A 23,884-nucleotide genomic window follows, 5' to 3' on the forward strand; every position below is an offset into this window, starting at 1 on the left:
CGGTCCGCTCACGACGACGGCGGCGGTCACGGAGGGGTTCCTCCGTGACCGCCGCCGTCGTCGGTGCCGTCGCCCGGCGCGGGTGCGGCTCAGCGCCGGTCCGCGTCCAAGGGCTCGATCTCGTCCCCGTCGGGGTCGGTGTCGAGTTCCTCCTCGAGGTCGTCGTCGGCGTCCTCGTCGGGGTCCTCCGTCTCGTCGACGTCGTCCAGGTCGTCGTCGAAGACGGTGCTGACGTCGAAGCGGCAGATCACGCGCTGCGGGTCGGCGCCCTCGAAGGGGGCCTCCAGCCACTCGCCGGGGTCGGCCTGTTCGTCCGAGGCGATCACCCAGAGCGTCGAGTCGCCCTCCTCCAGCCCGAACTCCTTGTGCCGGGACGCGATCTCGTCCGGTTCGAACTCGCCGAACAGCAGCCCCAGCGCACCGTGGACGGTGCCCGAGGCCTCGCCGTCGGAGCCGTCGTCGTACTCCGCGGCCTCGATGCGCTCGGCCTGCGCCCTCAGCCGCTGCGGCTCCACCACGGAGTAGTCGCGCCGGATCAGCACGCTGACCGCGTTCGGCTCCTCGGGGCCCGTGTACGGGGGCAGCGCGTCCTCGGCGCCGGGGATCTCGAACGGGGTGACCTCGTCGTAGCGGTCGTAGAGCAGCTCGTCGTAGACCTCGGCGGCGGCGGCCAGCTCGTTGAACGCCTCGTAGACGGCCGGGTCGTCCTCACCCGACCGGCGTTCGACGGCGGCCAGGTGGCGGTCGAGCGCGGTCTTGACCGCCTCGGCTGCGGCGCGTACCTCGGCAGCGGTGGGCTGCACAGCATCAGACATAGTGCAGACGCTATCCGTACCGGGCCCCAGCCCGCACAATAGATGCGATGCCGGAATACGAATTTGTCGACGTGTACGTGCCGCGCGGGGTCTCCCGCAAGGACGCCACACGTCTGCTGACGGACCATGCCGAGTACGGACACTGGGAGTTGGACCGCCTGAGTCTGCTGCGCGACGGCAGCCGCCGGGTGCGGTTGCGGCGCCGGATCATCCGCCAGGTGCGGGCCACCTGGTAGCTGGGACGGGGACCGGGCGGACGGAACAGAAGCGGGCCCCGCGTGTGCGGGGCCCGCTGTCCTCGTGCCGTGCGTCACGTCCTAGGCGGACTGACGGGCCTTGCGGTAGAGCACCGCGCCCGCGAGCAGCGCGCCGGCGCCGACCGGCAGGACGAGACCCATCGGGACGTCGCTGCCGGTGTGGGCGAGCTGGGCGTCGCCCTGGGGCTGGGTGACGAAGTGGGCGCCCGGCTCGTTGCCGTGCGAGCCACCGCCCGGGGTGCTCGGCTCGTCGGGGGTGCCGGGCTCACCGGGGTTCCCGGGCTCTCCCGGGTTACCGGGCTCACCGGGGTTGCCGGGCTCTCCCGGGTTACCGGGCTCACCGGGGTTCCCCGGCTCACCGGGGTTCCCCGGCTCACCGGGGTTGCCGGGCTCACCGGGGTTCCCCGGGTTACCGGGCTCACCAGGATTGCCGGGCTCACCCGGGTTCCCCGGCTCACCGGGGTTGCCGGGATTCCCCGGGTTGCCCGGGTTGCCCGGGTTACCGGGGTTGCCCGGGTTACCGGGGTTGCCCGGCTGCTCGGGCGAGCCGGGCGGGGTCTGGTGGCCGCCGCCGTTGACGCAGTCGTTGCCCTCGGCCGCGTTGCCGACGCCGATGACGTCGATCGTGTTGCCGCACACGTTGACCGGCACGTGGACCGGGACCTGGACGCTGTTGCCGGAGCCGACGCCCGGCGAGTGACTGGCGTGCCCGTCCGCCTTGGCGCCCGTGCCACCCTTGTTGGCGCAGCTGTTGCCCATCGCGGGGTTGAGGACGCCCACCACGTCGACGGTGTTGCCGCAGACGTTGACCGGGACGTCCACCGGCACCTGCACCGAGTTGCCCGACAGCACGCCGGGCGAGTGGGACGAGGAGCCGTGCGCACCCGAGCCGGTGGCGTGGGCGGCGCCGCCCGCGGCCGCGATGACCCCGGTCGCCGCCGCCACGGTCATCAGGCCCTTGCGGGTGACCTGTCGCATTGCTGAATACCTGCCTTCGACCTTGTTCCGAGAAGACACGTCGGGAGATCGGCCGACGTTCCGTAAAGGCCGGTCGGCCCCGGAGCGCATGGCACGCGCCCCGGGGCCGACGGCTCAGCCCTGGTCACAGGGCGAGACACAACGTCACTTGTTGGTGCAGGTGTTGCCGAAGGCGGGGTTCAGCAGCCCGATCACGGAGACCGTGTTGCCGCAGACGTTCACGGGGATGTGAATCGGGGCCTGGATGACGTTGCCGGACACGATGCCCGGGGAGTGCACGGCGGCACCCTGCGCACCCGAGTCGGCAACGGCCAGGCCCGCGCCCGCGAGAACCAGCCCACCGGTGGCAGCCGCAGCAGCGACGACCTTCTTGATCATTGTTCCTCCTTGTTGGCAATGCGATCTCACTTGCTGATCGCATCACCTGTAACGAGGAGCGGTTAATAGAGCTACGACCCTATGAGCGTGTTCACCCGTCCAGAGCACATCCAGTACGCCTGGTCGAATTACGACGCGTCGATGAACCGGTCGAGGACCCGCACGCCGAACCGCAGCCCGTCGACGGGTACACGCTCGTCGACGCCGTGGAACATGCCCGCGAAGTCCAGCTCCGGGGGGAGCTTCAGCGGGGCGAAACCGAAGCCGCGGATGCCGAGGTCGTCGAAGGACTTGGCGTCGGTGCCGCCGGAGAGCATGTACGGGATGGCCTTGGCCGCCGGGTCCTCGGCGACCAGCGCGGACTGCATCGCGGCCACCAGGGCGCCGTCGAAGCCGGTCTCGACGGCCTTGTCGGCGTGCACGTCCTCGCGCCGCACGTTCGGTCCGAGGATGCGGTCGAGGTCGGCCAGGAACTCCTCCTCGTATCCGGGCAGGAAGCGGCCGTCGACGTGCGCGGTGGCCTCGCCGGGGATGACGTTGACCTTGTAGCCGGCGTTCAGCTGGGTCGGGTTGGCCGTGTTGCTGAGGGTGGCCCCGATGAGCTTGGCGATGCCGCCCAGCTTGGCGAGGGTGCCCTCCATGTTCTCGGGGTCGAGCTCGGTGCCGAGGGCGTCGCCCAGTTCGTCGAGGAAGGCGCGGGTGGTCTTGGTGACGCGGACGGGGAACTTGTGGCGGCCGAGGCGGGCGACGGCCTCCGACAGCTCGGTGATCGCGTTGTCCCGGTGGATCATCGAGCCGTGCCCCGCGGTGCCGGCCACGGTCAGCTTCATCCAGTGCATGCCCTTCTCGGCCGTCTGGATCAGGTAGAGCCGCCGTTCCTCGCTCACCGTGAACGAGAACCCGCCGACCTCGCTGATGGCCTCCGTGACGCCCTCGAAGAGGTCGGGGTGCTTGTCGACGAGGAACCGGGCGCCGTAGGTGCCGCCGGCCTCCTCGTCGGCGAGGAACGCGAGCACGATGTCCCGCGGGGGCTTGCGGCCGCTGCGCAGCCGGTCGCGGACGACGGCGAGGGTCATGGCGTCCATGTCCTTCATGTCGACGGCGCCGCGCCCCCACACACAGCCGTCGGCGATCTCGCCGGAGAACGGGTGGTGGGTCCAGTCGTCGGCGTTGGCCGGGACGACGTCGGTGTGCCCGTGGATGAGCAGGGCTGGCCGGGAGGGGTCCTCGCCCTCGATGCGCGCCACGGTGGAGGCGCGGCCCGGGTGCGACTCGAAGATCTTCGGCTCCAGGCCCACCTCGGCGAGCTTCTCGGCGACGTACTCGGCCGCCGCGCGCTCGCCGGGGCCGGAGTGGTCCCCGTAGTTGCTGGTGTCGATGCGGATCAGCTCGCGGCAGAGGTCCACGACCTCGTCCTCGCCGGTGACGCTCCTGGTCGTGTCCGTGTCGCTCACGCTGCTTCCTCCCGCGGTGTCACTGCTGGTGGGTCCCCCTCATCCTCTCTCTCCGCCCGGCACGGCCCAAGACCGGCCGCACCTCGTCACACGCCGTTCACGCCGCCCCGGGGGGTGATCGGGGACCCTTCGAAAGCCTGGTAGTGTTTTCTCTGTCGCCGCGAGGGAGACCCGCGCGACAGACACCTTGTCCGGGTGGCGGAATGGCAGACGCGCTAGCTTGAGGTGCTAGTGCCCTTTATCGGGCGTGGGGGTTCAAGTCCCCCCTCGGACACAGATCGGACAGCCCCTCCTGGTGAGGGGCTGTTCGTCGTTGTGGGGCGGATTCCTCGTGGCCGGGAGGGCACCGGCACAATGGGGGCCATGTCCCGACGTGCCGTCCGTTCCTCCTCCGTGTCCAAGCCCCCGGCCGGGTGCCCGTGCGGGCTGCCCGGCTCCTACGAGGCGTGCTGCGGGCGGTTCCACTCCGGGGCGGCGGCCGCGCCGACCGCCGAGGCGCTGATGCGGTCGCGGTACAGCGCGTTCGTGCGGGGCGAGGCGCCGTATCTGCTGCGCACCTGGCATCCGCGGACGCGTCCGGGGCGGCTGGAGCTGGATCCGGGGATGTGGTGGACGGGGCTGGAGATCCTCGGGACGGAGGACGGCTCGGCGTTCCACTCCACGGGCACGGTGACCTTCCGGGCGTCGTTCCGCGGCGGGTCGCTGCACGAGCGCAGCCGGTTCGAGCGGGTGGACGGCGCCTGGGTGTACGTGGACGGCGAGTTCCTGAGCTGAGGCCCGCTCAGGGGGCCAGGATGTCGAGCTCCTGGAGGGCGCCGACCGTGATCTCGCGGGTGAGGTGCTCGGCGCGGACGGCGTCGCCCGCGCGGACCGCCTCGGCGACCTGGACGTGCAGGGTGACCGCCGCCGGGTCGGGGTCCTCGAACATGACCTCGTGATGGGTGCGGCCGGCCAGGACCTCGGCGACGACGTCGCCGAGCCGGGCGAACATCTCGTTGCCCGAGGCGTTGAGGATGACGCGGTGGAAGGCGATGTCGTGCAGGAGGTAGCCCTCCAGCTGGTGGCCGCGTGAGTGGGAGACCATGCCGAGGGCACACTCGGTGAGTTCGGCGCACTGCTCGGCGGTGGCGTGCTTGGCGGCGAGGCCCGCCGCGACCGGTTCGACGGCGGAGCGCAGCACGGTGAGCGAGCGCAGTTGGTGCGGGCGGTCGGCGCCGGCCAGCCGCCAGCGGATGACCTGCGGGTCGTAGACGTTCCACTCGGCCTTGGGGCGGACCGTGACGCCGACGCGGCGGCGGGACTCGACCAGGTGCATCGACTCCAGGACGCGTACCGCCTCGCGCATCACGGAGCGTGAGACGTCGAAGCGCTGGGCGAGTTCGTCCGTGCGCAGGACGCTGCCCGGCGGGTACTCGCCCGCGGTGATCGCGGGGCCGAGGGAGTCCAGTACTCGGCCGTGCAGCCCCCGGCCCGTTGTGCTCATGCACTCAGCGTACGGGCCGGATCACGGGAACAAAAAGTCAGACTTATATGTCACAGACTCTTGATTCGTCGTACCTAATGGGTTTCAGTGTCCGTCGACATCACGTGTCGACGAGGACAGACAGTGAGGCAGCGATGAACACCCCCCATGTCGTCGTGGTCATGGGCGTCGCGGGCACCGGGAAGACCACCATCGGTCCCCTGCTCGCGGCCCGCCTCGGCGTTCCCTACGCCGAGGGCGACGACTTCCACTCCGCGGCCAACATCGCCAAGATGTCGGCCGGCACGCCGCTCGACGACGACGACAGGTGGCCGTGGCTCGACGCCATCGGCGCCTGGGCGCACCGCCGGGCCGGGCTCGGCGGAGTGGTCAGCTGCTCCGCGCTGAAGCGCTCGTACCGCGACCGGTTGCGGGCCGCCGCACCGGACGTCGTGTTCGTGCACCTCGCGGGTGACCGCGCGGTGATCGAGGACCGGATGTCGCACCGGCAGGGGCACTTCATGCCGACCGCGCTGCTCGACTCCCAGTTCGCCACCCTCCAGCCGCTCGCGGAGGACGAGGCGGGCGTCGCCGTGGACGTGGCCGGCACCCCCGAGGAGATCACCGAACGGGCCGTCACGGCCCTGACGGCGCTCCCCGAGCCGACCGTGTAACTCCCCTCCCCACCCCCGTACCTGCAAGGGAAACCCCGTGACCAGACTCAGCGTCGAGATGCTGGCAGCGGACCCCGTCGAGCCCATCACCTCGGCGGGACACGCTCAGCTCGGTGTCGCCGTCCTGGTGGGCATCGCCGTCATCGTGCTGCTCATCACCAAGTTCAAGCTCCACGCCTTCCTGTCCCTGACCCTCGGGTCGCTGGTGCTCGGCGCCGTCGCCGGCGCACCGCTGGACAAGGTCATCGCCAGCTTCACCACCGGCCTCGGCTCGACGGTCGCGGGCGTCGGCGTGCTGATCGCCCTCGGCGCCATCCTCGGCAAGATGCTCGCGGACTCCGGCGGCGCCGACCAGATCGTCGACACCATCCTCGCCAAGGCGGGCGGCCGCTCGATGCCCTGGGCGATGGTGCTGATCGCGTCCGTGATCGGACTGCCGCTGTTCTTCGAGGTCGGCGTCGTCCTGCTGATCCCGGTCGTGCTGATGGTCGCCAAGCGGGGCAACTACTCGCTGATGCGCATCGGCATCCCGGCGCTGGCCGGTCTGTCCGTGATGCACGGTCTGGTCCCGCCGCACCCCGGCCCGCTGGTCGCGATCGACGCGGTCGGCGCCAACCTGGGCGTCACGCTGGCGCTCGGCGTCCTGGTCGCGATACCGACCGTGATCATCGCCGGTCCGGTGTTCTCGAAGTTCGCCGCCCGCTGGGTGGACGTGCCGGCACCGGAGCGGATGATCCCGCAGCGCGCCTCGGAGGACCTGAAGAGGCTTCCCGGCTTCGGCGCCACCCTGGCGACGATCCTGCTGCCGGTCGTGCTGATGCTGTCCAAGGCGCTGGTCGACATCGTCGTGGACGACCCCGCGAACACCGTGCAGCGCGTCTTCGACGTCGTCGGCTCGCCGCTGATCGCCCTGCTCGCCTCCGTGCTGGTCGGCATCTTCACGCTGCTGGCGCCGGCCGGGTTCGGCAAGGAGCGGATCTCGCCGCTCGTCGAGAAGGGCCTCGCCCCGATCGCGGGCATCCTGCTGATCGTCGGCGCGGGCGGTGGCTTCAAGCAGACGCTGATCGACACCGGCGTGGGCCAGATGGTCCTCGACATCTCCAAGGACTGGTCGATCCCCGCGCTGCTGCTCGCCTGGCTGATCGCGGTGGCGATCCGGCTGGCGACGGGCTCGGCGACCGTGGCGACGGTCTCCGCGGCCGGTCTGGTCGCCCCGCTCGCGGCCGACATGTCGACCACGCACACGGCTCTGCTGGTCCTGGCCATCGGCGCCGGCTCGCTGTTCTTCAGCCATGTCAACGACGCCGGGTTCTGGCTGGTGAAGGAGTACTTCGGGCTGAACGTCGGCCAGACCATCAAGACCTGGTCCGTCATGGAGACGATCATCTCCGTGGTCGCCGGTGGCGCGGTCCTGCTGCTGTCCCTCGTGTTGTAGGGGTACGGCGGTGACGGCCCACCCGCTCCTCGGCAGCTCCGGACACCGTCCTGGGCGTCGAGGAGCGGGTGGGCCGTTCGCGTCCCGGTGCGCGGCGCGCGCGATCGTGTCCCGGATGCCCGGAAGATGCCCTCAGGGTGCCCCGCGGACGCCTGGCCGGCGCCCTGTCGACGCCTTCACGACTTCCCCAGGAGCGCGAAGAGCCCGATGATGTGGTGATTCCCCGAAGGCCGCCGCGGCCGTCGGGGGCACGGACATCGGGGGGTCTCATGGCGGTTTCCCTCGGGATGCGCATCTCGGGGCTGCTGTTCGTCGGCGCGGTGGCGGTGGCCGCCGCCGCCTTCACCGGCCTGGAGGCCGCCGACCGCGCGGACGGCGGGAGCGGGGGCGGACCGGCGGTGACCGCCGGGCCCTCCACCGGTCCGGTGACGGCCTCCCCTTCCCCCACCGCCCCCAAGCGCCCCGACGGGCACATCGGCGCCCCCGCGCTCACCGGCGTGCCCGGTGGCGTCGCGGGTGGGGCACCGCGCCGGTCCGCGGGCCCGTCCACCCCGCCGGAGCGTCGCGAGCCCGTCGTGGCACCCGCCTGGCTGCCGCCCGGCCCCGGCTCGCCCGACCTCGACGGTGCCGCCGACCCGGCGAGCGTGTACGACCGGCTCCGGGACCCCGCCACCTGCGCCACCGCGCTGGACGGGGCGGCGGACGGCGACGAGTGGAGGCTGCTGCGGGCCCTCGCCTCAGCCTGTCTCGCCGTGCAGGGCGAGGGCGGCGACTGGGAGCAGGCCGGCCGGGAGCACGCGGCCCTGGCCGGGAGGGCGCAGTCCTGCAAGGGCCGTGCCGCCTACGCGGTGCTGGGCGGGCTGCTCGACTTCCACCGCCGCCACCCCGGCGCCACCGTGCGGCTGCGGACGCCCGCGGGCGGGGCCCCGGCGTGCGGGTACCGGATCGCGGGCGTGGACACGGGCGGCGACGGCACCGCGCGGCCCGGCGAGGTGATCGGCGTCGAGCTGGCGGACGTCTACTTCGACCCGGCCGAACTGCCGCGGGCCGCGACGGTGACGGTCGGGGGCCGGCAGGTGCCGGGTGTCCCGGTGCTCGGTCCCCGGTCCGGCGGCGCCGTCGTCCTGTCCGTCGTGGTCCCGGCGCTCGGCCCGGGCCCGGTGGACGTGTCCGTCCGGTACGGCTCCGGTGAGGTGCGTCTGCCGCGGGCGTTCACGGTCGCCGCGCCGGACGTGCCGCCCGACCCGGAGCCGGAACAGGAACCCGACCCCGGAGCCGTCCAGGACCCGGAGCCTTCGGCCGGGGTCCTGTCGCTCACCTGGTCAGGGGCGCCATAGGGAGTGCTCCCGCTCCGCCCATTCCCGGCTGACGGTGCCCCTGCGCAGGCCGTGGCGGGCTTCCGGGTCGGCCAGGGCCATGCCGATGTGACCGGCGAGGACGATGCCGAGGGTGAGCGCGAGCCAGTCGTGCACGAAGGTGGCGCTGGTGCGCCAGCGCAGTGGCGTGAGGTGGGTGAACCACATCAGCAGGCCGGTGCCGAGCATCACCAGCGTCGCCCCGGCGAGCCAGGAGGCGTAGACCTTCTGCCCGGCGTTGAACTTGCCCGCCGGACGGGAGCCGGGGCGCCGGTCGCGCCGCAGGACGGCCCGCAGCCAGGTCCGGTCGTGCGGGCCGAAGCGGTTGAGAAGGCCCAGGTCGCGGCGGAAGGCGGCGGAGACCAGTCCGGCCAGGGCGGGCACGGGCAGGGCGAGGCCGGCCCACTCGTGGACGCGGACGACGAGTTCGCGGCGGCCCACCAGTTCGGCGAACTGCGGGATGTAGAGGCAGGCGGCCGTCGCCACGCACACGCCCATCAGCGCGGCGGTGGCCCGGTGCACCCGGCGGGCGGCCGGGGTGAAGCGGCGGACCTCCGTGGCCGGGCGGGGCGTGTCAACTCGTGGGGTCATCGTCGCGTCCGTTCGAGCGGCCGACCCAGGCGTCGACGTCGTAGCCCCGTTCCTCCCAGTAGCCCGGCCGTACGTCCCGGGTGACGGTGATGCCGGAGAGCCACTTGGCGGACTTGTAGAAGTACATGGGGGCGACGTAGAGGCGCACGGGGCCGCCGTGGGCGTGGCCGAGGTCCTGGTCCTTCATCCGCAGGGCGACCAGGACGTCGGAGCGGCGGGCCTGGTCGAGGGTGAGGCTCTCGGAGTAGGCGCCGTCGAAGCAGGTGAAGCGCACGGCGCCCGCGCCGGGGCGGACGCCGGCGGCGTCGAGCAGCCGGGACAGCCGTACGCCCTCGAAGGGGGTGCCGGGGACCCGCCAGCCGGTGACGCACTGGACGTCGCGGACGAGCCGGGTCTGCGGGAGGGACCGCAGGTCGGACAGGGTGTAGGAGCCGGGGCGGTCGACGAGGCCGTCGACGGTCAGGCGGTAGTCGGTGGCGCTCTTGCGGGGGACGGAGGAGGTGACCGAGTAGTAGCGGAAGCCGCCGCCGTTGGGGAGCAGGCCGGTCAGGCCGGTGGGGTCCTTGTCGGACGCTCCGGCGAGGAAGGACTCCAGGCCGCGTTGCAGGGTGGGCGCGGTGACCACGCCGAGGGCGCCGAGACCGAGGGTGCCGAGGAGGACGCGGCGGCCGACGGGCCGGCCCTGCTCCTCGTCCTCCGGTGGCTCGGGGGCGCCGGGCTGTTCGGGGTTCACCCCCTCATTCGAACACCCGCGGCCCGGGCGGTGCCAGGGATCGCGGGTGCTCGTCAGACTTCCGTCACGTGTGGTGGGCGGGGGCCACCGGTCACGGGGTGTCCTCGGCGGCCTTGTCGAGCTGGAACGCCTCGTTGCCCAGGCCGATGCGGGCGTGCCGTTCGGGGGCGCGCGAGCGCAGCAGCAGGCCCTGGACGACACCGGCGGCCAGCGCGAGCGCGATGACCGAGGGCAGGACCCAGCTCAGGGCGGAGCCCGGGCCCGCGCCGATCAGGACGTCGAAGTCCTTGACCGTGTAGACGACGATGAAGAGCAGCGCCAGGACGGACAGCGCGGAGGCGGCGAGCCGCCAGAACTGGGCCGCGGCGGCACCGCGCCGGACGAAGAAGGCGATCACGGAGACCGAGGCGGCGGCCATCAGGGCGGTGACGCCCAGCGCGCCGAGGCTGCCCATCCAGGTGAACAGGTGCAGGACGGGTGCGGTGGGGTCGCCGGCCGGCTTGTCGTCGGTGAGCGCGAAGGCGGCGACGGCGACGACCGAGACGCCGGTCTGCAGGAGCGAGCCGGTGCCGGGGGCGCCGCTGGCACCGCTGGTGCGGCCGAAGGCGGCGGGCAGCAGGCCCTCGCGGCCCATGGCGAAGGCGTAGCGGGCGACGACGTTGTGGAAGCTGAGCATGGCGGCGAACATGCCGGTCACGAAGAGCACGTGCAGGACGTCGGTGAAGGTCGCGCCGATGAGGTCCTCGGTGAGGAAGAAGAGCATGCCGGCGCTCTGCTCCTGGGCGGTGCCGACGACGGCGGAGGGCCCGGTGGCGACGGTGTACGCCCAGCAGCTGATCGTGTAGAACACGGCGATGCCGCCGATGGCCAGGTACATCACGCGGGGCACGAGGACGTGCGGGCGGCTGGTCTCCTCGGCGTAGACGGGGGCCTGCTCGAAGCCGAGGAAGGCGGCGACGCAGAAGCACAGGGCGGTGCCGATGCCGGCGCCGGTGAGGGTGTCGGGGTTGAAGGCGTGCAGCGACAGTCCCTCCTTCGCGGGCCCTGAGATCGCGGCGACGTCGAAGATGACGACGAGGACGACCTCGATGACGAGCAGGACGCCGAGCACGCGCGCGTTCAGGTCGATCTTCAGCCAGCCGAGCGCGCCGACGGCGAGCGCCGAAAGCAGGGCCGGTATCCACCAGGAGATCTCCAGGTCGAGGTAGGTGGCGAACAGCCCGGAGACCTCGAAGCCGAAGATGCCGTAGATGCCGACCTGGAGGGCGTTGTAGGCGACGAGCGCGACCATCGCGGCGCCGGCGCCGGCGGTGCCGCCGAGGCCGCGGGAGATGTAGGCGTAGAAGGCGCCCGCGTTGTGGACGTGCCGGCTCATCTCGGCGTAGCCGACGCTGAAGAGGGCGAGGACGAGGCCGAGGATCACGAAGAGCAGCGGCTGCCCGACCACACCCATCACCCCGAAGGTCGTGGGCATGACACCCGCGACGACCATGAGGGGCGCGGTCGCCGCGAGCACGGACAGCAGCAGGCCCGTGGTGCCCAGGCGGTCGGCGCGCAGCGCGCGGTCCTGCCCCTTGAACGTACTGATCCCGCCGTCGCCGGCGGTGGCGCTGCTGGTGCTGGAACTGCCCGTCGTCATCGAATGTCCGTCCTTCGTCGGGTCGGGTGGCGCTGGGTGAGTCCTGGTGGGGGGCCGCCGTCTCAGGCCGTGCCGAGCGCGGTGTCGCGGGCGGCGCGGAAGGCGGAGTACGGGTCGCGGTCCGGGTAGGACCACGGTGACGGGGTGGCGTGGTCGCCGATGCGGTGGAACAGGGCGGCGGCCTCGGCGCCGCGGCCCTCGCAGACCTTGGCGTGGGCGAGGAAGTTCAGGTCGATCAGCCGGCGGGGGTGGCCCTCCTGCTCCCACTCCAGCCACCAGTCGAACGCGGACCGCATCACCTGCCGGGCGCGGCGGCCGGTCCAGTGCCCGGAGGCGGCCGCGTCGCGGGGTTCGTGTCCGGCCGACGCGAGGACGCGGAAGCGCTCGGTGTGGGCGACGACCGGCAGGACGGCGAGCGGCGAGTCGGCGGGGGCGCGCTGCGCGGCGTCGAGGGCGAAGTCGTACACGGCGTGCATCGGGTCGGCGCCGGACGCGGTGCGCTGTTCGGCGAGCCGGGCGACCACGAGGTGGTGGGCGTGGTGGTGGTCGGCGTACCGGGCGCGGATCTCGGAGAAGCAGTGCCACATCTCCGCCTCGGTGCCGAGAGCGCTCTCCAGCATGAGCAGGCCCAGCCAGGGGGTGGGGTCGGCGGGCAGGAGCGCGGCGGCCCGGTGGCAGGCGTCACGGGCGCGGGGCGGCTTCTCCTTGCCGCGCAGGGCGAGCCGTACCTGGGCGAGGGCGAGCAGGACGCCCGCGTCGCCGGAGTCGGGCTCGGCCAGCAGCCAGTCGCGGGTCCAGGCGGCGCAGTACGGCTCGGCGGCGAGCACGGTGACGCGGTGCCCTCTGCGGTCCCAGTCGTCGCCCGTTCGGGCGAGGAGGGAGCGGACGGTCTGCCAGCGCCCCTGGGAGAGGGCGGTGCGGGCGGCGGCGAGGTCGGCGTCGTCCAGTGCCGCGTCGAAGGTGTGGCCGGAGCGCTTGCGGCCGCGGGCGAGAGGGGGTGGGGGTGGGGACACCGGTTCTGGGTCCTGGGAGCACGTCGTGGGTGTCATCAGGTGGTCACGCACAGCAAACCCTCCGCCAAGGGTTCTCGTCAAGGGCCACCCGGGTGTTACACGCGTCAACTTCCGTGATCCATGGGGCAGTTGTTGTTCATGGGGTGTCCGAATTGCCACGAATTGTTGAGTCTGTGTGGCGTAGGTCATGGCAACGGGGTACTCGGTGGCGCACACTCGTAGGACGCGCATGCCGGGCCTGAGGTCGCTACAGTCGGCCTTTACGCACCCCGTCCCACTCCCCCGGCAGGATGATCGAGGTACGCAGCGTGTCGCTCCAGATCCTCATACTCGCCATCGCCGCCGCCTCCTGTCTGGGTTTCGGCTTCGTGCTCCAGCAGAACGTCGCCCAGCGGGCACCGCTCAACGACTACCTCTCCCCGCGGCTGCTGCTCGACCTGATGAAGGTCCCCCGGTGGCTCGGCGGCATCGGTCTCATGGTGGTCGGCATGGCCCTCGGCGCGATGGCGCTGGGCCAGGGCGAGGTCTCCCTCGTGGAACCGCTCCTGGCCACGAACCTGCTCTTCGCGCTGATGCTCTCGCGCCGCCAGACCAAGCAGCCCCTGGGCCGCCAGGGCTGGGCCGGCCTCGCGCTCCTCGCGGGCGGTGTGACGGCGTTCATCATGGCGGGGCAGCCCCAGGGCGGCTCGGCCGGCGGCGACTCGTTCCGGCAGTGGCTGATCATCGGCGTCATGGTGGGGGCGGCCCTGCTGCTGACGGGGTACGCCAAGCGCTCACGGCTCAACGCCGGCCCGGCCCTGCTCGCCACGGCCGCGGGCCTGCTGTACGGCGTGCAGGACGCGCTGACGCGGATGACCGGGGAGCGGTTCGCGGACGGCGGCCTCACCTCGGTGATGACCAGCTGGCAGCCGTACGCCATCGTCGCGCTCGGGCTGACCGGGCTGGTGCTCGTCCAGAGCGCCTTCGAGACGGCGTCCCTGCGCATGTCGCTGCCCGCGCTGACCGCGGCCCAGCCGCTGGCCGGCATCCTGTGCGGGGTCGGCTTCCTCGGCGACCGGCTGCGCACCGACCCGGGCGCGCTGGCCTGGGAGTCCGCGGGCCTCGCGGGCATCGTCGTCGGCATCATCCTGCTCGGCACCCACCAGGCCATGCCCTGCGGCGCCCAGCAGGCCAAGCGCACCACGGCCGTGGTCCCGGCTCCGCTGAGCTGACCGCAGCACCTGCCGATCGCGTGCACAGGGCCCCCTCCTGCTTGGATGGGGCCCTATGAGTGCTGCTGACGAGATCCTCGACATCGTCGACGAGCGGGACCGGGTGGTCGGGCAGGCCCCGCGGGGTGAGGCGTACGCCCGGGGGCTGCGGCACCGCTGCGTCTTCATCGAGGCCCGGGACGCCGAGAACCGGCTCTTCGTGCACCGGCGCACCCCCACCAAGCTGGTCTTCCCCTCGCACTACGACATGTTCGTCGGCGGGGTCGTCGGCGCGGGCGAGTCGTACGACGACGCGGCGCTGCGCGAGGCCGAGGAGGAACTCGGCGTCAGCGGGCTGCCGCGGCCGGTGTTCCTCTTCAAGTTCCTCTACGACGACGGCGCCGGGCAGACCTGGTGGTCGGCGGTGTACGAGGTGCGCTGCACACTGCCGGTGGAACCGCAGGTGGAGGAGGTCGCCTGGCATGGCTTCCTGACCGACGGGGAGCTGGAGCGCCGGCTGCCGGAGTGGCCGTGGGTGCCGGACGGGATGGCGGCGTACGAGCGGCTGCGGGCGCACCGGGCGGGTGGCTGAGGCGTGGGCGGCTGAGGGGCGGGCGGCACCGGCCGGGCTCGTCCGGCCGGGCCCGGTTAGGGTCGGGCGTGTGATCGAGTTCGTGCGCAACGTCCGGCTGTGGTTCGCGCCGGAGCAGGTCCGGCGGGAGGGCGGGACGCCCGACTACCGGTTCTCGCTGGCCAACGAGCGCACCTTCCTCGCCTGGCTGCGGACCGCGCTCGCGCTGGTCGGCGGTGGCTTCGCGGTGGACCAGTTCCTGCCCGACCTGCGCTGGGGCTGGCGCGTCGGGCTCGCGCTGGCGCTGCTCGCGGCCGGGGTGCTGTGCGCGCTGCGGGCCGTCAACCACTGGGTGCGCTGCGAGCGGGCCATGCGGCGGGGCGAGGACCTTCCGGTGTCCCGGTTCCCGGCGCTGCTCGGGGTCGTGGTCGCGCTGGTGGCCGTGGCGATGGTGTTCGTGGTGCTCGTCGGGTGGGACACGTGAGTGCCGGGCCGGCGGCGGGCACGGCCGTACGGGATCCGGGGCTGCAGCCCGAGCGGACGCGGCTGGCGTGGCGGCGGACGACGTTGGCGGCGACCGTGGTGGCCGTGCTCGCCGCGAAGAGCGCGCTGCGGGGTGGGGTGTCGGTGGGCGGGGCGGTCGGCGGGGCCCTGTGCTGTGTGCTGTGGCTGGGGTTCCTGGCGCTCGCCCATCGGCGGATCCGGCTGCTGGCCGCGTCCGCCGAGCCCGGGGCGCTGGCCCCGCGTCATGCGACGGCCACGGTGCTGGTGACGGTGGCGCTGGCGGTGTGCGGGGTGGGGTTGCTGCTGTGAGCCGAGGGGCTGCCCAGGGGGTCCCCCGAGGCCGTCGGTGGCTGGGGACGGCTTGGACGGCTGGCCGCGCCGGCGGATGCCGCCGCGCCCACCCGTGCCGCCCCGGCGGCACGACTGCCCGCAGCTGGGTGGAGATGACGGGCCCGGCGGCCACGGCTGCGCCCGTGCCACGCGCCCCCAGCGGCACGACTGCAAGCAGCCATGTCCTCGGGCCTCAGTCCTCCTTCTCCCACAGGCCCGGCGGGATCGGGTCCTCCGACTGCCAGTCCACGGTGACCACGATCTTGCCGTTGGTGCCGCCCTCCTCGCCGAGGCGGTGGGCCTCGGCCGTCTCCTCCAAGGGGAGCGTGCGGGCGACGCGGACCGAGACGACGCCCTGTTCGGCCAGTTCCGTGAGACGGAGGAGGTCCTCGGGGTCGGGGCGGGTGAAGTGGTAGCGGCCGCCGTAGTCGACGACGTCCGGGTCGGCGATCGAGAGCAGGCGTCCCTCGGGGGCCAGCAGGTTGGCGGAGACCTTCAGGGCCTCGCCGCCGACCGTGTCGAAGGCCGCGGTCACCCCTTCCGGCGCGAGACCGCGCACCCGCTCCGCCAGCCCCTCTCCGTACTCGACCGGCTCGCCGCCGAGTCCGCGCACGAAGTCGTGGTTGTGGGCGCTCGCCGTGCCGATCACGCGGGCGCCCGCGTGCCGGGCGAGCTGGACGGCGAGGGAGCCGACCGCGCCGGACGCCCCGTGGACGAGGACGGTCTCGTCCCGTCTGACCTGGAGTGTCTTCGTCAGCGCCTGGTAGGCGGTCAGCCCGGCGAGGGGCAGGCCCGCCGCCTCCTCCCAGGTGAGGTTGCGGGGCTTGCGCGCGAGGGTGCGCACGGGCGCGGCGACGTACTCGGCGAAGGTGCCGTGCTCGAGGACGTCCTGGCGTACGTAGCCGATGACCTCGTCGCCGACGGCGAACTCCGGGACGGCCGGTCCGGGCTGGACGACGACCCCGGACACGTCCCAGCCCGGCACCACCGGGAAGACGGGCTCGATCAGCTGGTCCAGGTGACCCTCGCGGCACATCAGGTCCACGGGGTTCACCGCCGCCGCCCGCACCTTGACCAGGACGGAGTCGGCGCCGACGCGGGGGTCGTCGACCTCCCCGTAGGCGAGCACGTCGGGCCCGCCGTAGCGTGAGTAGCTGATGGCCTTCATGGGTCCGACCCTCCGGGGCGGCAGGACGCCGCGCAAGCGGAATGCCCTGATATGCGCCGTTCGCGTGGCAGCCTGGGCGCCGACGGATCCAGCCCCCGGCGAAGGTGAGCACCATGACCACCCAGCACCTCGAACACTCCGCCCACACGCATGTCCACGGCCCCGACTGCGGGCACACCCCGGTGCCGCACGGCGACCACACCGACTACGCGCACGACGGGCATCTGCACCGCGAGCACGCGGGCCACTGGGACGAGTGCGTCAACGAGGCGCACGTCGCCCACGACGACCACGGCCACCGGCACGGCGAGGGCTGCGGGCACGAGAGCGTCCTGCACGGCGATCACGTCGACTATCTGCACGACGGGCACCGGCACGCGGCGCACGACGGGCACTGGGACGACCACTGAGCCCACCGGCCCCGGCGGGACGCGCCTCCGGACGGCTCCCCGGCGCTCCGCCCGGGAGCCGCCGCCCTATCGTGGGTCCGATCACGTTCGGGCGCCCCTCTGGACTACATACCGACTGGTCGGCATCATAAGTCGGGTCACGTTCACGCGTCCCGAGGAGCACCGATGAGCCCCGACCATCCGCCCGGACTCGATCTCGACCGGCTGCGCGGCCTGCTCGAGCGCGAGCTGCCCGGTCTGGCGCAGGGTCCGCTGACCGGCCGGCTCATCGAGGGCGGACGGTCCAACCTGACCTACACCGTCTCGGACGGCACCTCCCGCTGGGTCGTGCGCCGCCCCCCGCTGGGCCACGTCCTGGCCACCGCGCACGACATGAGGCGCGAGCACCGCGTGATCAGCGCCCTGCACCCGACCAGCGTGCCGGTTCCCCGGCCGCTGCTGCTGTGCGAGGACGAGGAGGTGCTCGGGGCGCCGTTCTACGTGATGGAGTTCGTCGAGGGCACCCCGTACCGCACCGCGGACCAGCTGGCCCCGCTCGGGCCGCGGCGCACCCGGGACGCCGTGCTGTCCCTGGTGGACACCCTCGTCGGACTGCACGCGGTGGACCCCGCCTCCGTGGGCCTGGAGGACTTCGGGCGCCCCGAGGGCTTCCTGGACCGGCAGCTGCGCCGCTGGGGCAAGCAGCTGGACGCCTCCCGCAACCGCGACCTGGCCGGGATCGACGAACTGCACGCGACGCTCGGCCGCCGGCTGCCGGACTCCCCCGCGCCGACCGTGATCCACGGCGACTACCGCCTGGACAACGTGCTGATCGGCCCGGACGACCGGATCAGGGCCATCCTCGACTGGGAGATGTCCACCCTCGGCGACCCGCTGACCGACCTGGGCCTGCTGGTGATGTACAGCATGCCGCTGGGGACGCCCGACTCCCCCGTCTCCACGACCGCCGAGGCGGCCGGCCACCCCGCGCCCACCGAGCTGATCCAGCGGTACGCCGAGCGGTCGGGCCGGGACGTCTCCGCGGTCGCCTGGTACACGGCGTTCGCCTGGTTCAAGCTCGCCGTGATCCTGGAGGGCATCCACTACCGCTACACCCTGGGCCAGACGGTGGGCCGCGGCTTCGACCGCATCGGCGACCTCGTCCCGGTCTTCATCCAGCACGGTCTGACCACGCTCCGCGACGGCATCCAGGAAGGCTGACGGACATGGACTTCGCGTTCGACGCGCGCACCGAGGAACTCCGCGCCAAACTGCTCGCCTTCATGGACGAGCACGTCTACCCGGCCGAGGCGGTGGCCGAGGAGCAGCGCGCCCTGCTGCCCTCGCCGTGGGACACCCCGGCCGTGGTGGAGGAGCTGAAGGCCGAGGCGCGCCGGCAGGGCCTGTGGAACCTGTTCCTGCCCGACGCCGCGTACGGGGCCGGGCTCACCAACCTCCAGTACGCGCCGCTCGCCGAGATCACCGGCCGCTCCCCGCATCTGGCGCCCACGGCGACGAACTGCGCGGCGCCGGACACCGGGAACATGGAGGTGCTGGCCCAGTTCGGCGACGAGCGGCAGAAGAAGCAGTGGCTGGAGCCGCTGCTCGCGGGGGAGATCCGCTCGGCGTTCGCGATGACCGAGCCGGAGGTGGCCTCGTCGGACGCCACCAACATCACCACCCGGATCGAGCGGGACGGCGACGAGTACGTCATCACCGGCCGCAAGTGGTACATCTCCGGCGCGATGAACCCCGACTGCGCGATCTTCATCGTGATGGGCAAGACGGACCCGGACGGCCCGGACATCCGCCGTCAGCAGTCCATGGTCCTGGTCCCCCGGGACACCCCGGGCGTCACGGTCCGGCGTGCGATGCGGGTGTTCGGGTACGAGGACCACTCCCACGGCGGCCACGCCGAGGTCGTCTTCGACCACGCGCGCGTGCCCGTGGGCAACCTGGTCGGCGAGGAGGGCGGCGGCTTCGCCATCGCGCAGGCCCGGCTCGGCCCCGGCCGTATCCACCACTGCATGCGGCTGATCGGCATGGCCGAGCGGGCGATCGAGCTGATGTGCCGGCGCGCGGTGTCACGTCAGGCGTTCGGCAAGGCGCTCGCCCAGCAGGGCGTGGTGCACAACTGGATCGCCGACGCCCGGGTGACCGTCGAGCAGCTGCGCCTGCTGGTGCTGAAGACGGCCTGGCTGATGGACACCGTCGGCAACCGGGGCGCGCACACCGAGATCCAGGCCATCAAGATCGCCACCCCGCGCGCGGTCGTCGACATCATCGACCGGGCGATCCAGCTGTACGGCGCGGGCGGCGTCAGCCAGGACTTCCCGCTCGCGGAGCTGTACGCGTCGGCGCGGACGCTGATGATCGCCGACGGGCCGGACGAGGTGCACCAGCGGTCGCTGGCCCGGCGGGAGCTGAAGAAGTACCTGTAGCGGGCGTGTGTGCGGGGGCCCCGGCCCTCGCACACACGAGGCCGTCAGGGACGCAGGGCGCGCAGCAGCAGGTCGGCGAGGTGGTCGGCGACCTCCTGCGGGCTGAGCGGCCCGTCGGGCCGGTACCACGTGGACAGGTGGTGGACCGAGCCGAAGTGGTAGTCGACGACGAGGTCGGCCGGGGTCGCCGTGGAGAAGACGCCGGTGCGCTGGCCCTCCTCGATGAGCGCGCGGAAGCGTTCGTGGTAGCGCCGGCGCTCGGCGCGCACCAGTTTGTTCTTCTCCGGGCTCAGGTGGTGCATCGAGCGGAAGAAGATCGACGCGTCGTCGAGGTTCTCGATGGTCGTCACGACCACGTCGGCGGCGGCGCCGCGCAGCCGCTTCTCGACGGGCTCGTCGGCGTCCGCGTAGGCGTCCAGGCGCTCCTGCTGCACGCGCAGCACCCGCGCGTACACCTCGTGCAGGAGGTCGTCCTTGGAGCCGAAGTAGTGGTAGAGCGCCCCTTTGGTGACGCCGGCCGCCTCCACGATCTCCTGCACCGAGGTGCGGTCGTAGCCCTGCTCCGCGAAGAGCCGGGTGGCGGCGGCGAGCAGCCGCTGCGGGACGGGCGTACCGTCACCGTCCGTCGTCCTGGCCACTGTGCCGCCACCTGCCCTTCCGAGATGTCCGCTTGCTGTCTATCCGTCGTGAGTACGGGAACGCAGTTCCCGACGGAGGATCTTCCCACTCGCCGTCTTGGGCAAGTCGGGCAGGATCTCCACCTGGCGCGGATATTTGTAGGCGGCCAGTCTCTCCTTGCAGTGGGAGACGAGTTCGCCGGGGTCGGTGTCCGCGCCCGGACGGAGGCTGATGTACGCCTTGACGGTCTCGCCGCGGTAGCCGTCGGGCACTCCGACCACGGCGGCCTCGCGGACGGCGGGGTGGGTGTGCAGGACGTCCTCGACCTCGCGCGGCCAGACCTTGAAGCCGGACGCGTTGATCATGTCCTTCTTGCGGTCGACGACGTAGAGCCAGCCGTCGGCGTCCATGAACCCGATGTCGCCGGTGCGCAGTTCGCCGTCCGGGAAGGTCTCGGCGGTGGCGTCGGGCCGCCGCCAGTAGCCGGGGATCACCTGCGGTCCGCGGACGACGATCTCGCCCTGTTCGCTGAAGGGCACCTCCTCGCCCCGGTCGTCGACGATCCGGACGACCGTCTCGGGGCCGGGCAGGCCCACGGCGAGCGTCCCGGAGGCCGGGTCGACGGGGGCTTCGAGGCCGGGCGGCACGGAGGCGCAGGGGGCGGTGCACTCGGTGAGGCCGTAGCCGTTGCGGATGTACGGCCCGAGGGCGGCCCGGAACCTCTCCACCAGGGCGGGCGGCAGCGGGGCGCCGCCGGAGGAGATCATCCTGAACGAGGCGAAGTGGTCGCGGGTGACGTCCGGGTGGGCGGCCAGCGCCATGAAGGCGGTGGAGGGGCCGACGGTGTAGTGCGGCCGGTGCTCGGCGAACGCGTCGAGGACGACGCCCGCCTCGAAGCGGTACGCGAGCACGAGGGTGCCCCCGCTGACCAGGCAGGCGGCGAGCTGGCAGACCATGCCGGTGATGTGGAACAGCGGCGCGAGCGCGAAGTAGACGGGCGGGTCGGGCAGTTCGAGGCCGGTCCGCTGCCGTTCGGCGTTGTACAGGATGTTGCGGTGGGTGTTGGTGGCGCCCTTCGGGGTGCCGCTGGTGCCCGAGGTGTAGCTGATCAGCGCGATGTCCGACGGGCCGGGGTCGCGGCCCTCGGGCGCGGGGTGCCCGGCGCGGGCCACGGCCGTCAGGTCGTCGGTGCCGGCGGGTGTGGGGAGGCGGTCGAGGCCGATCACCCGGGGGTCGTCGCGGGTCTGGAGGTCGGCCTCGCAGGCGGTGAGCACGATCCGCACCGGGGAGTCGGCCGCCGTGTCGCGCAGGTACGCCTCCCAGGCGCGGCCGGAGCAGACGAGGGCGGCGACCTCGCCGTCCGCCAGGACGTGGCCGACCTCGCCGGACTTGTACATCGGGTTGACGGGGACGACGATCGCGCCCGCCTTCCAGGCGCCGAGCAGGGCGAGCACGAAGTGCGGGGAGTTCTGCAGCAGGATCGCCACGCGGTCGCCGCGCCGAAGGCCGCGGGCGGCGAGGTGCCCGGCGACCGAGTCGCTGAGCTCGTCGACCTCGCGGTACGTCAGACGCGCGTCGAAGTAGGCGAGGCAGACCCGGTCGGGGGTCTCGGCGGCGGCGCGGCGCAGGCCGTGCACGAGGGAGTCGTCCGGCGCGACGGGGGCGCGCTGGGCGTCGCTGAGCAGGGCCAGCCAGGGCTTGGCGGCGTAGCGCGAGGAGGTCATCGGGTCTCCTCCCAGCGCTGCTGGAGGTGGTTCATCCCGGCCAGCCAGCGGTCGGGGGCGGCGGCCCGCGTCTCGTAGTACCCGGCGACCTCGGGGTGCGGCAGGATCAGGAAGCGGTCCTCCTCCATGCCCTTGAAGAGGGCGTCCGCCACGTCCTCGGGGGCGATGGCGGTGGGCCTGAGGACCAGGTCGCCGGCGCTGCCGGTGGCGTCGAGCATGTCGGTGCGCACCCCCTGCGGGCAGATGGCGTGGACCTTGACGCCCCGGTGCCGGTAGGTCAGGGACAGGTATTCGGCGAAGGCGAGGGCGCCGTGCTTGGTGACGGCGTAGGGGGCGGCGCCGATCATGGTGAGCAGCCCGGCGGCGGAGATGGTGGAGACGAAGCGTCCGCTGCCGCGTTCCAGCCAGGCGGGCAGCAGGGCCTGGGCGGCCCGTACGTGGGCCATGACGTTGACGTCCCAGGACGTCGCCCACGCCTGTTCGTCCAGGGGTGCGCCGGGTTCGTCCCCGCCGAAGGCGACGCCCGCGTTCGCGCACCAGACGTCGATCGTGCCGCCGAGCGCGTCGCGGGCCTCGGAGACGATGGCGGAGGCGTCGCCGGGGACGGCGAGTCCGCCGATCTCCTCCGCGACCGTCCGGGCCTTCGCGGCGTCCAGGTCGTTGACGGCGACCCGGGCCCCGGCGGCCGCGAACCGCCGGGCCAGCGCGGCCCCGATGCCCCCTCCGGCCCCGGTGACGACGACTGCGGCGTCCTGCACGGCTTGCACCATCGGTCTCCTTCGACTGCGGCTCCTGGCGTGGCCAGACTAACCGGTCGGTATGTGCCAGGGAAGACCTGGACAAGCGCTTGCGCCACCCGCTTCCGGCACCTTCCCTGCGCTCCGTACGGGCAATACGGTGCACCCCATGCGCCTCTCCAGACGAGCTCTCCTCGCAGCGACCACGGCGGCCACGGCGGCCTCGGTCTCCTCCCCGGCCTCGGCGGCACCGCGCCCCACACGCCTGCGCACCGGCTTCGAACGGCTCGCGGCGGACGGCTACGCGCCGCTGGCGGGGCAGAAGGTCGGGATCGTCACCAACCCCACCGGAGTGACCCGGGACGTCCGCCACATCGTGGACGTCATGCACGGCGACGACCGGGTGGACCTGACGGCCGTCTTCGGCCCCGAGCACGGCTTCCGCGGCACCGCGCAGGCGGGCGGCTCGGAGGGCCGCTACGACGACCCGGCCACCGGGCTGCCGGTGTACGACACCTACCTCAAGAGCGGCCGGCCGCTGGCCGACGTCTTCACCGCGTCCGGCGTCGACACGGTCGTCTTCGACATCCAGGACGCCGGCGCCCGCTTCTACACGTACATCTGGACGCTGTACGACTGCATGGAGGCGGCCCAGCTCGCCGGGAAACGTTTCGTCGTACTGGACCGGCCCAACCCGCTGACCGGCCGGGCCGCCCTCGGGCCCGTCCTGCACGAGGAGTTCGCCACCTTCGTCGGCCGCAAGCCCATCGCACAGGCGCACGGCATGACCGTCGCCGAGCTGGCGCTGCTGTTCAACGGGGAGTTCCTGGACACCCCCGTCCCGCTGGAGACCGTGCGGATGACGGGCTGGAAGCGCGCGGACTTCTACGACGCCTCGGGGCTGCCCTGGGTGCCGCCGAGCCCGAACATGCCCACCCCGGACACCGCGCTGGTGTACGCGGGCACCTGTCTGTTCGAGGGCACCAACCTGTCGGAGGGGCGCGGCACCACCCGCCCGTTCGAACTCCTCGGCGCGGACGGCGTCGACGGGCGCTGGGCGGCGGCCGTCAACGAACTGGACCTGCCCGGCGTGCGGTTCAGGGAGGCGTACTTCGCGCCGACCTTCTCCAAGTTCCAGGGGCAGACCATCGGCGGCGTGCAGCTCCATGTGCACGACCGCGCCGCGTTCGACCCGGTGCGCACCGGCGTCGCGCTGCTGGTGACGGCGAAGCGGACGTGGAGCGGCTTCGCCTGGCGCTCGGACAACTGGATCGACAAGCTCACCGGGTCCACCCAGGTGCGCACGATGATCGACGCGGGCGCGGACACCGACGAGGTGGTGGCGGGCTGGCAGCGGGAGCTGGCGGCGTTCCGCCGGGTCCGCCAGGAGTATCTGCTGTACCGGTGAGGACCGGCGCGGGGGTCGCG

General features: G+C 72.7%; 26 protein-coding genes and 1 tRNA gene. 14 read left to right on the forward strand and 13 right to left on the reverse strand.

The annotated features are described in order from the left end of the window. Positions 1-89 precede the first annotated feature (89 nt). Positions 90-815 (reverse strand): hypothetical protein, encoded by a 726-nt coding sequence (locus F8R89_RS07375; protein WP_151783199.1) that lies wholly within the window; start codon positions 813-815, stop codon positions 90-92. Positions 816-862: 47 nt separating this feature from the next. On the opposite strand from F8R89_RS07375, the gene F8R89_RS07380 reads away from it, so the two are divergent. After that, the gene (locus F8R89_RS07380; protein WP_005485166.1) at positions 863-1,051 is read left to right on the forward strand and encodes a DUF5703 family protein; all 189 of its coding nucleotides are present in this window, start codon (positions 863-865) and stop codon (positions 1,049-1,051) included. An 81-nt stretch (positions 1,052-1,132) separates the two neighbouring features. Here the strand turns inward: F8R89_RS07380 and F8R89_RS07385 are convergent, their stop codons facing one another. From F8R89_RS07385 to F8R89_RS07395, 3 genes are all read right to left on the reverse strand, one after another. Further along, complete coding sequence (locus tag F8R89_RS07385; RefSeq protein ID WP_151783200.1) at positions 1,133-2,050, reverse strand: chaplin; 918 nt, start codon at positions 2,048-2,050, stop codon at positions 1,133-1,135. A 144-nt stretch (positions 2,051-2,194) separates the two neighbouring features. Next, positions 2,195-2,428 carry a chaplin ChpH gene (gene chpH, locus F8R89_RS07390; RefSeq protein WP_086866356.1) on the reverse strand — a complete coding sequence of 78 codons (234 nt, stop codon included), beginning with the start codon at positions 2,426-2,428 and terminating at the stop codon, positions 2,195-2,197. 128 nt (positions 2,429-2,556) lie between these two features. Then, positions 2,557-3,882 (reverse strand): M20/M25/M40 family metallo-hydrolase, encoded by a 1,326-nt coding sequence (locus F8R89_RS07395; protein WP_151783201.1) that lies wholly within the window; start codon positions 3,880-3,882, stop codon positions 2,557-2,559. A 189-nt stretch (positions 3,883-4,071) separates the two neighbouring features. Here F8R89_RS07395 and F8R89_RS07400 point away from each other — a divergent pair. Beyond that, positions 4,072-4,156 (forward strand) — tRNA-Leu (locus F8R89_RS07400). An 80-nt stretch (positions 4,157-4,236) separates the two neighbouring features. Then, entirely contained in the window at positions 4,237-4,656 is a 420-nt protein-coding gene (locus F8R89_RS07405; protein ID WP_192806064.1) for a YchJ family metal-binding protein, read from the forward strand. Between the two features lie 7 nt (positions 4,657-4,663). Here the strand turns inward: F8R89_RS07405 and F8R89_RS07410 are convergent, their stop codons facing one another. After that, the gene (locus F8R89_RS07410; RefSeq protein ID WP_151783203.1) at positions 4,664-5,365 is read right to left on the reverse strand and encodes a FadR/GntR family transcriptional regulator; all 702 of its coding nucleotides are present in this window, start codon (positions 5,363-5,365) and stop codon (positions 4,664-4,666) included. A 134-nt stretch (positions 5,366-5,499) separates the two neighbouring features. Here F8R89_RS07410 and F8R89_RS07415 point away from each other — a divergent pair, with 134 nt between their 5' ends. From F8R89_RS07415 to F8R89_RS37085, 3 genes are all read left to right on the forward strand, one after another. After that, entirely contained in the window at positions 5,500-6,018 is a 519-nt protein-coding gene (locus F8R89_RS07415) for a gluconokinase (protein ID WP_151783204.1), read from the forward strand. Positions 6,019-6,055: 37 nt separating this feature from the next. Then, the gene (locus tag F8R89_RS07420; RefSeq protein WP_151783205.1) at positions 6,056-7,453 is read left to right on the forward strand and encodes a GntP family permease; all 1,398 of its coding nucleotides are present in this window, start codon (positions 6,056-6,058) and stop codon (positions 7,451-7,453) included. A gap of 269 nt (positions 7,454-7,722) precedes the next feature. After that, complete coding sequence (locus F8R89_RS37085; protein WP_151783206.1) at positions 7,723-8,790, forward strand: hypothetical protein; 1,068 nt, start codon at positions 7,723-7,725, stop codon at positions 8,788-8,790. Here F8R89_RS37085 and F8R89_RS07430 read toward each other — a convergent pair. From F8R89_RS07430 to F8R89_RS07445, 4 genes are all read right to left on the reverse strand, one after another. Then, the gene (locus F8R89_RS07430) at positions 8,776-9,399 is read right to left on the reverse strand and encodes a cytochrome b/b6 domain-containing protein (protein ID WP_151783207.1); all 624 of its coding nucleotides are present in this window, start codon (positions 9,397-9,399) and stop codon (positions 8,776-8,778) included. The genes F8R89_RS37085 and F8R89_RS07430 overlap by 15 nt on opposite strands. After that, positions 9,383-10,132: a molybdopterin-dependent oxidoreductase gene (locus F8R89_RS07435; RefSeq protein WP_151783208.1), complete on the reverse strand. Its 750-nt coding sequence runs from the start codon at positions 10,130-10,132 to the stop codon at positions 9,383-9,385. Before F8R89_RS07435 ends, F8R89_RS07430 begins: the two co-directional genes overlap by 17 nt. Positions 10,133-10,223: 91 nt before the next feature. Then, on the reverse strand, positions 10,224-11,771 hold the full coding sequence (locus F8R89_RS07440; protein WP_151783209.1) for an APC family permease: 1,548 nt from the start codon (positions 11,769-11,771) through the stop codon (positions 10,224-10,226). 62 nt (positions 11,772-11,833) lie between these two features. Next, the gene (locus tag F8R89_RS07445) at positions 11,834-12,784 is read right to left on the reverse strand and encodes a hypothetical protein (RefSeq protein ID WP_151783210.1); all 951 of its coding nucleotides are present in this window, start codon (positions 12,782-12,784) and stop codon (positions 11,834-11,836) included. 308 nt (positions 12,785-13,092) lie between these two features. On the opposite strand from F8R89_RS07445, the gene F8R89_RS07450 reads away from it, so the two are divergent. The 4 genes from F8R89_RS07450 (at position 13,093) to F8R89_RS07465 (ending at position 15,358) form a co-directional block, all read left to right on the forward strand. After that, a complete protein-coding gene (locus F8R89_RS07450) occupies positions 13,093-13,995 on the forward strand; it encodes a DMT family transporter (protein ID WP_151783211.1) in 903 nt (300 codons plus the stop codon). A 55-nt stretch (positions 13,996-14,050) separates the two neighbouring features. Further along, the gene (locus F8R89_RS07455) at positions 14,051-14,566 is read left to right on the forward strand and encodes an NUDIX hydrolase (RefSeq protein WP_151783212.1); all 516 of its coding nucleotides are present in this window, start codon (positions 14,051-14,053) and stop codon (positions 14,564-14,566) included. A gap of 70 nt (positions 14,567-14,636) precedes the next feature. Continuing rightward, positions 14,637-15,029: a YidH family protein gene (locus tag F8R89_RS07460; RefSeq protein ID WP_151783213.1), complete on the forward strand. Its 393-nt coding sequence runs from the start codon at positions 14,637-14,639 to the stop codon at positions 15,027-15,029. Continuing rightward, positions 15,026-15,358, forward strand: a complete 333-nt coding sequence (locus F8R89_RS07465) for a DUF202 domain-containing protein (RefSeq protein ID WP_151783214.1) — start codon at positions 15,026-15,028, stop codon at positions 15,356-15,358. Before F8R89_RS07460 ends, F8R89_RS07465 begins: the two co-directional genes overlap by 4 nt. A gap of 214 nt (positions 15,359-15,572) precedes the next feature. Here F8R89_RS07465 and F8R89_RS07470 read toward each other — a convergent pair whose 3' ends face one another. Further along, complete coding sequence (locus F8R89_RS07470; RefSeq protein WP_151783215.1) at positions 15,573-16,547, reverse strand: NADP-dependent oxidoreductase; 975 nt, start codon at positions 16,545-16,547, stop codon at positions 15,573-15,575. Positions 16,548-16,660: 113 nt separating this feature from the next. Here F8R89_RS07470 and F8R89_RS07475 point away from each other — a divergent pair, with 113 nt between their 5' ends. The 3 genes from F8R89_RS07475 (at position 16,661) to F8R89_RS07485 (ending at position 19,377) form a co-directional block, all read left to right on the forward strand. Next, on the forward strand, positions 16,661-16,957 hold the full coding sequence (locus tag F8R89_RS07475) for a hypothetical protein (protein WP_151783216.1): 297 nt from the start codon (positions 16,661-16,663) through the stop codon (positions 16,955-16,957). A 165-nt stretch (positions 16,958-17,122) separates the two neighbouring features. Next, complete coding sequence (locus F8R89_RS07480; protein WP_151783217.1) at positions 17,123-18,157, forward strand: phosphotransferase family protein; 1,035 nt, start codon at positions 17,123-17,125, stop codon at positions 18,155-18,157. Positions 18,158-18,162: 5 nt separating this feature from the next. Continuing rightward, positions 18,163-19,377, forward strand: coding sequence for an acyl-CoA dehydrogenase family protein (locus F8R89_RS07485; protein WP_151783218.1), 1,215 nt, complete (start codon positions 18,163-18,165; stop codon positions 19,375-19,377). 44 nt (positions 19,378-19,421) lie between these two features. Here F8R89_RS07485 and F8R89_RS07490 read toward each other — a convergent pair whose 3' ends face one another. From F8R89_RS07490 to F8R89_RS07500, 3 genes are read right to left on the reverse strand one after another with little or no spacing between them, the layout of a single operon-like run. Further along, positions 19,422-20,015: a TetR/AcrR family transcriptional regulator gene (locus tag F8R89_RS07490; protein ID WP_151783219.1), complete on the reverse strand. Its 594-nt coding sequence runs from the start codon at positions 20,013-20,015 to the stop codon at positions 19,422-19,424. Between the two features lie 39 nt (positions 20,016-20,054). Next, positions 20,055-21,719, reverse strand: coding sequence for a class I adenylate-forming enzyme family protein (locus F8R89_RS07495; RefSeq protein ID WP_151783220.1), 1,665 nt, complete (start codon positions 21,717-21,719; stop codon positions 20,055-20,057). Beyond that, positions 21,716-22,489 carry an SDR family oxidoreductase gene (locus F8R89_RS07500; RefSeq protein WP_151783221.1) on the reverse strand — a complete coding sequence of 258 codons (774 nt, stop codon included), beginning with the start codon at positions 22,487-22,489 and terminating at the stop codon, positions 21,716-21,718. Before F8R89_RS07500 ends, F8R89_RS07495 begins: the two co-directional genes overlap by 4 nt. Before the next feature lie 136 nt (positions 22,490-22,625). Here F8R89_RS07500 and F8R89_RS07505 point away from each other — a divergent pair, with 136 nt between their 5' ends. After that, on the forward strand, positions 22,626-23,864 hold the full coding sequence (locus tag F8R89_RS07505; RefSeq protein WP_151783222.1) for an exo-beta-N-acetylmuramidase NamZ domain-containing protein: 1,239 nt from the start codon (positions 22,626-22,628) through the stop codon (positions 23,862-23,864). The last annotated feature ends 20 nt before the right edge of the window (positions 23,865-23,884 follow it).

The sequence above is a fragment of the Streptomyces sp. SS1-1 genome, assembly GCF_008973465.1.
Taxonomy (GTDB): Bacteria; Actinomycetota; Actinomycetes; order Streptomycetales; family Streptomycetaceae; genus Streptomyces.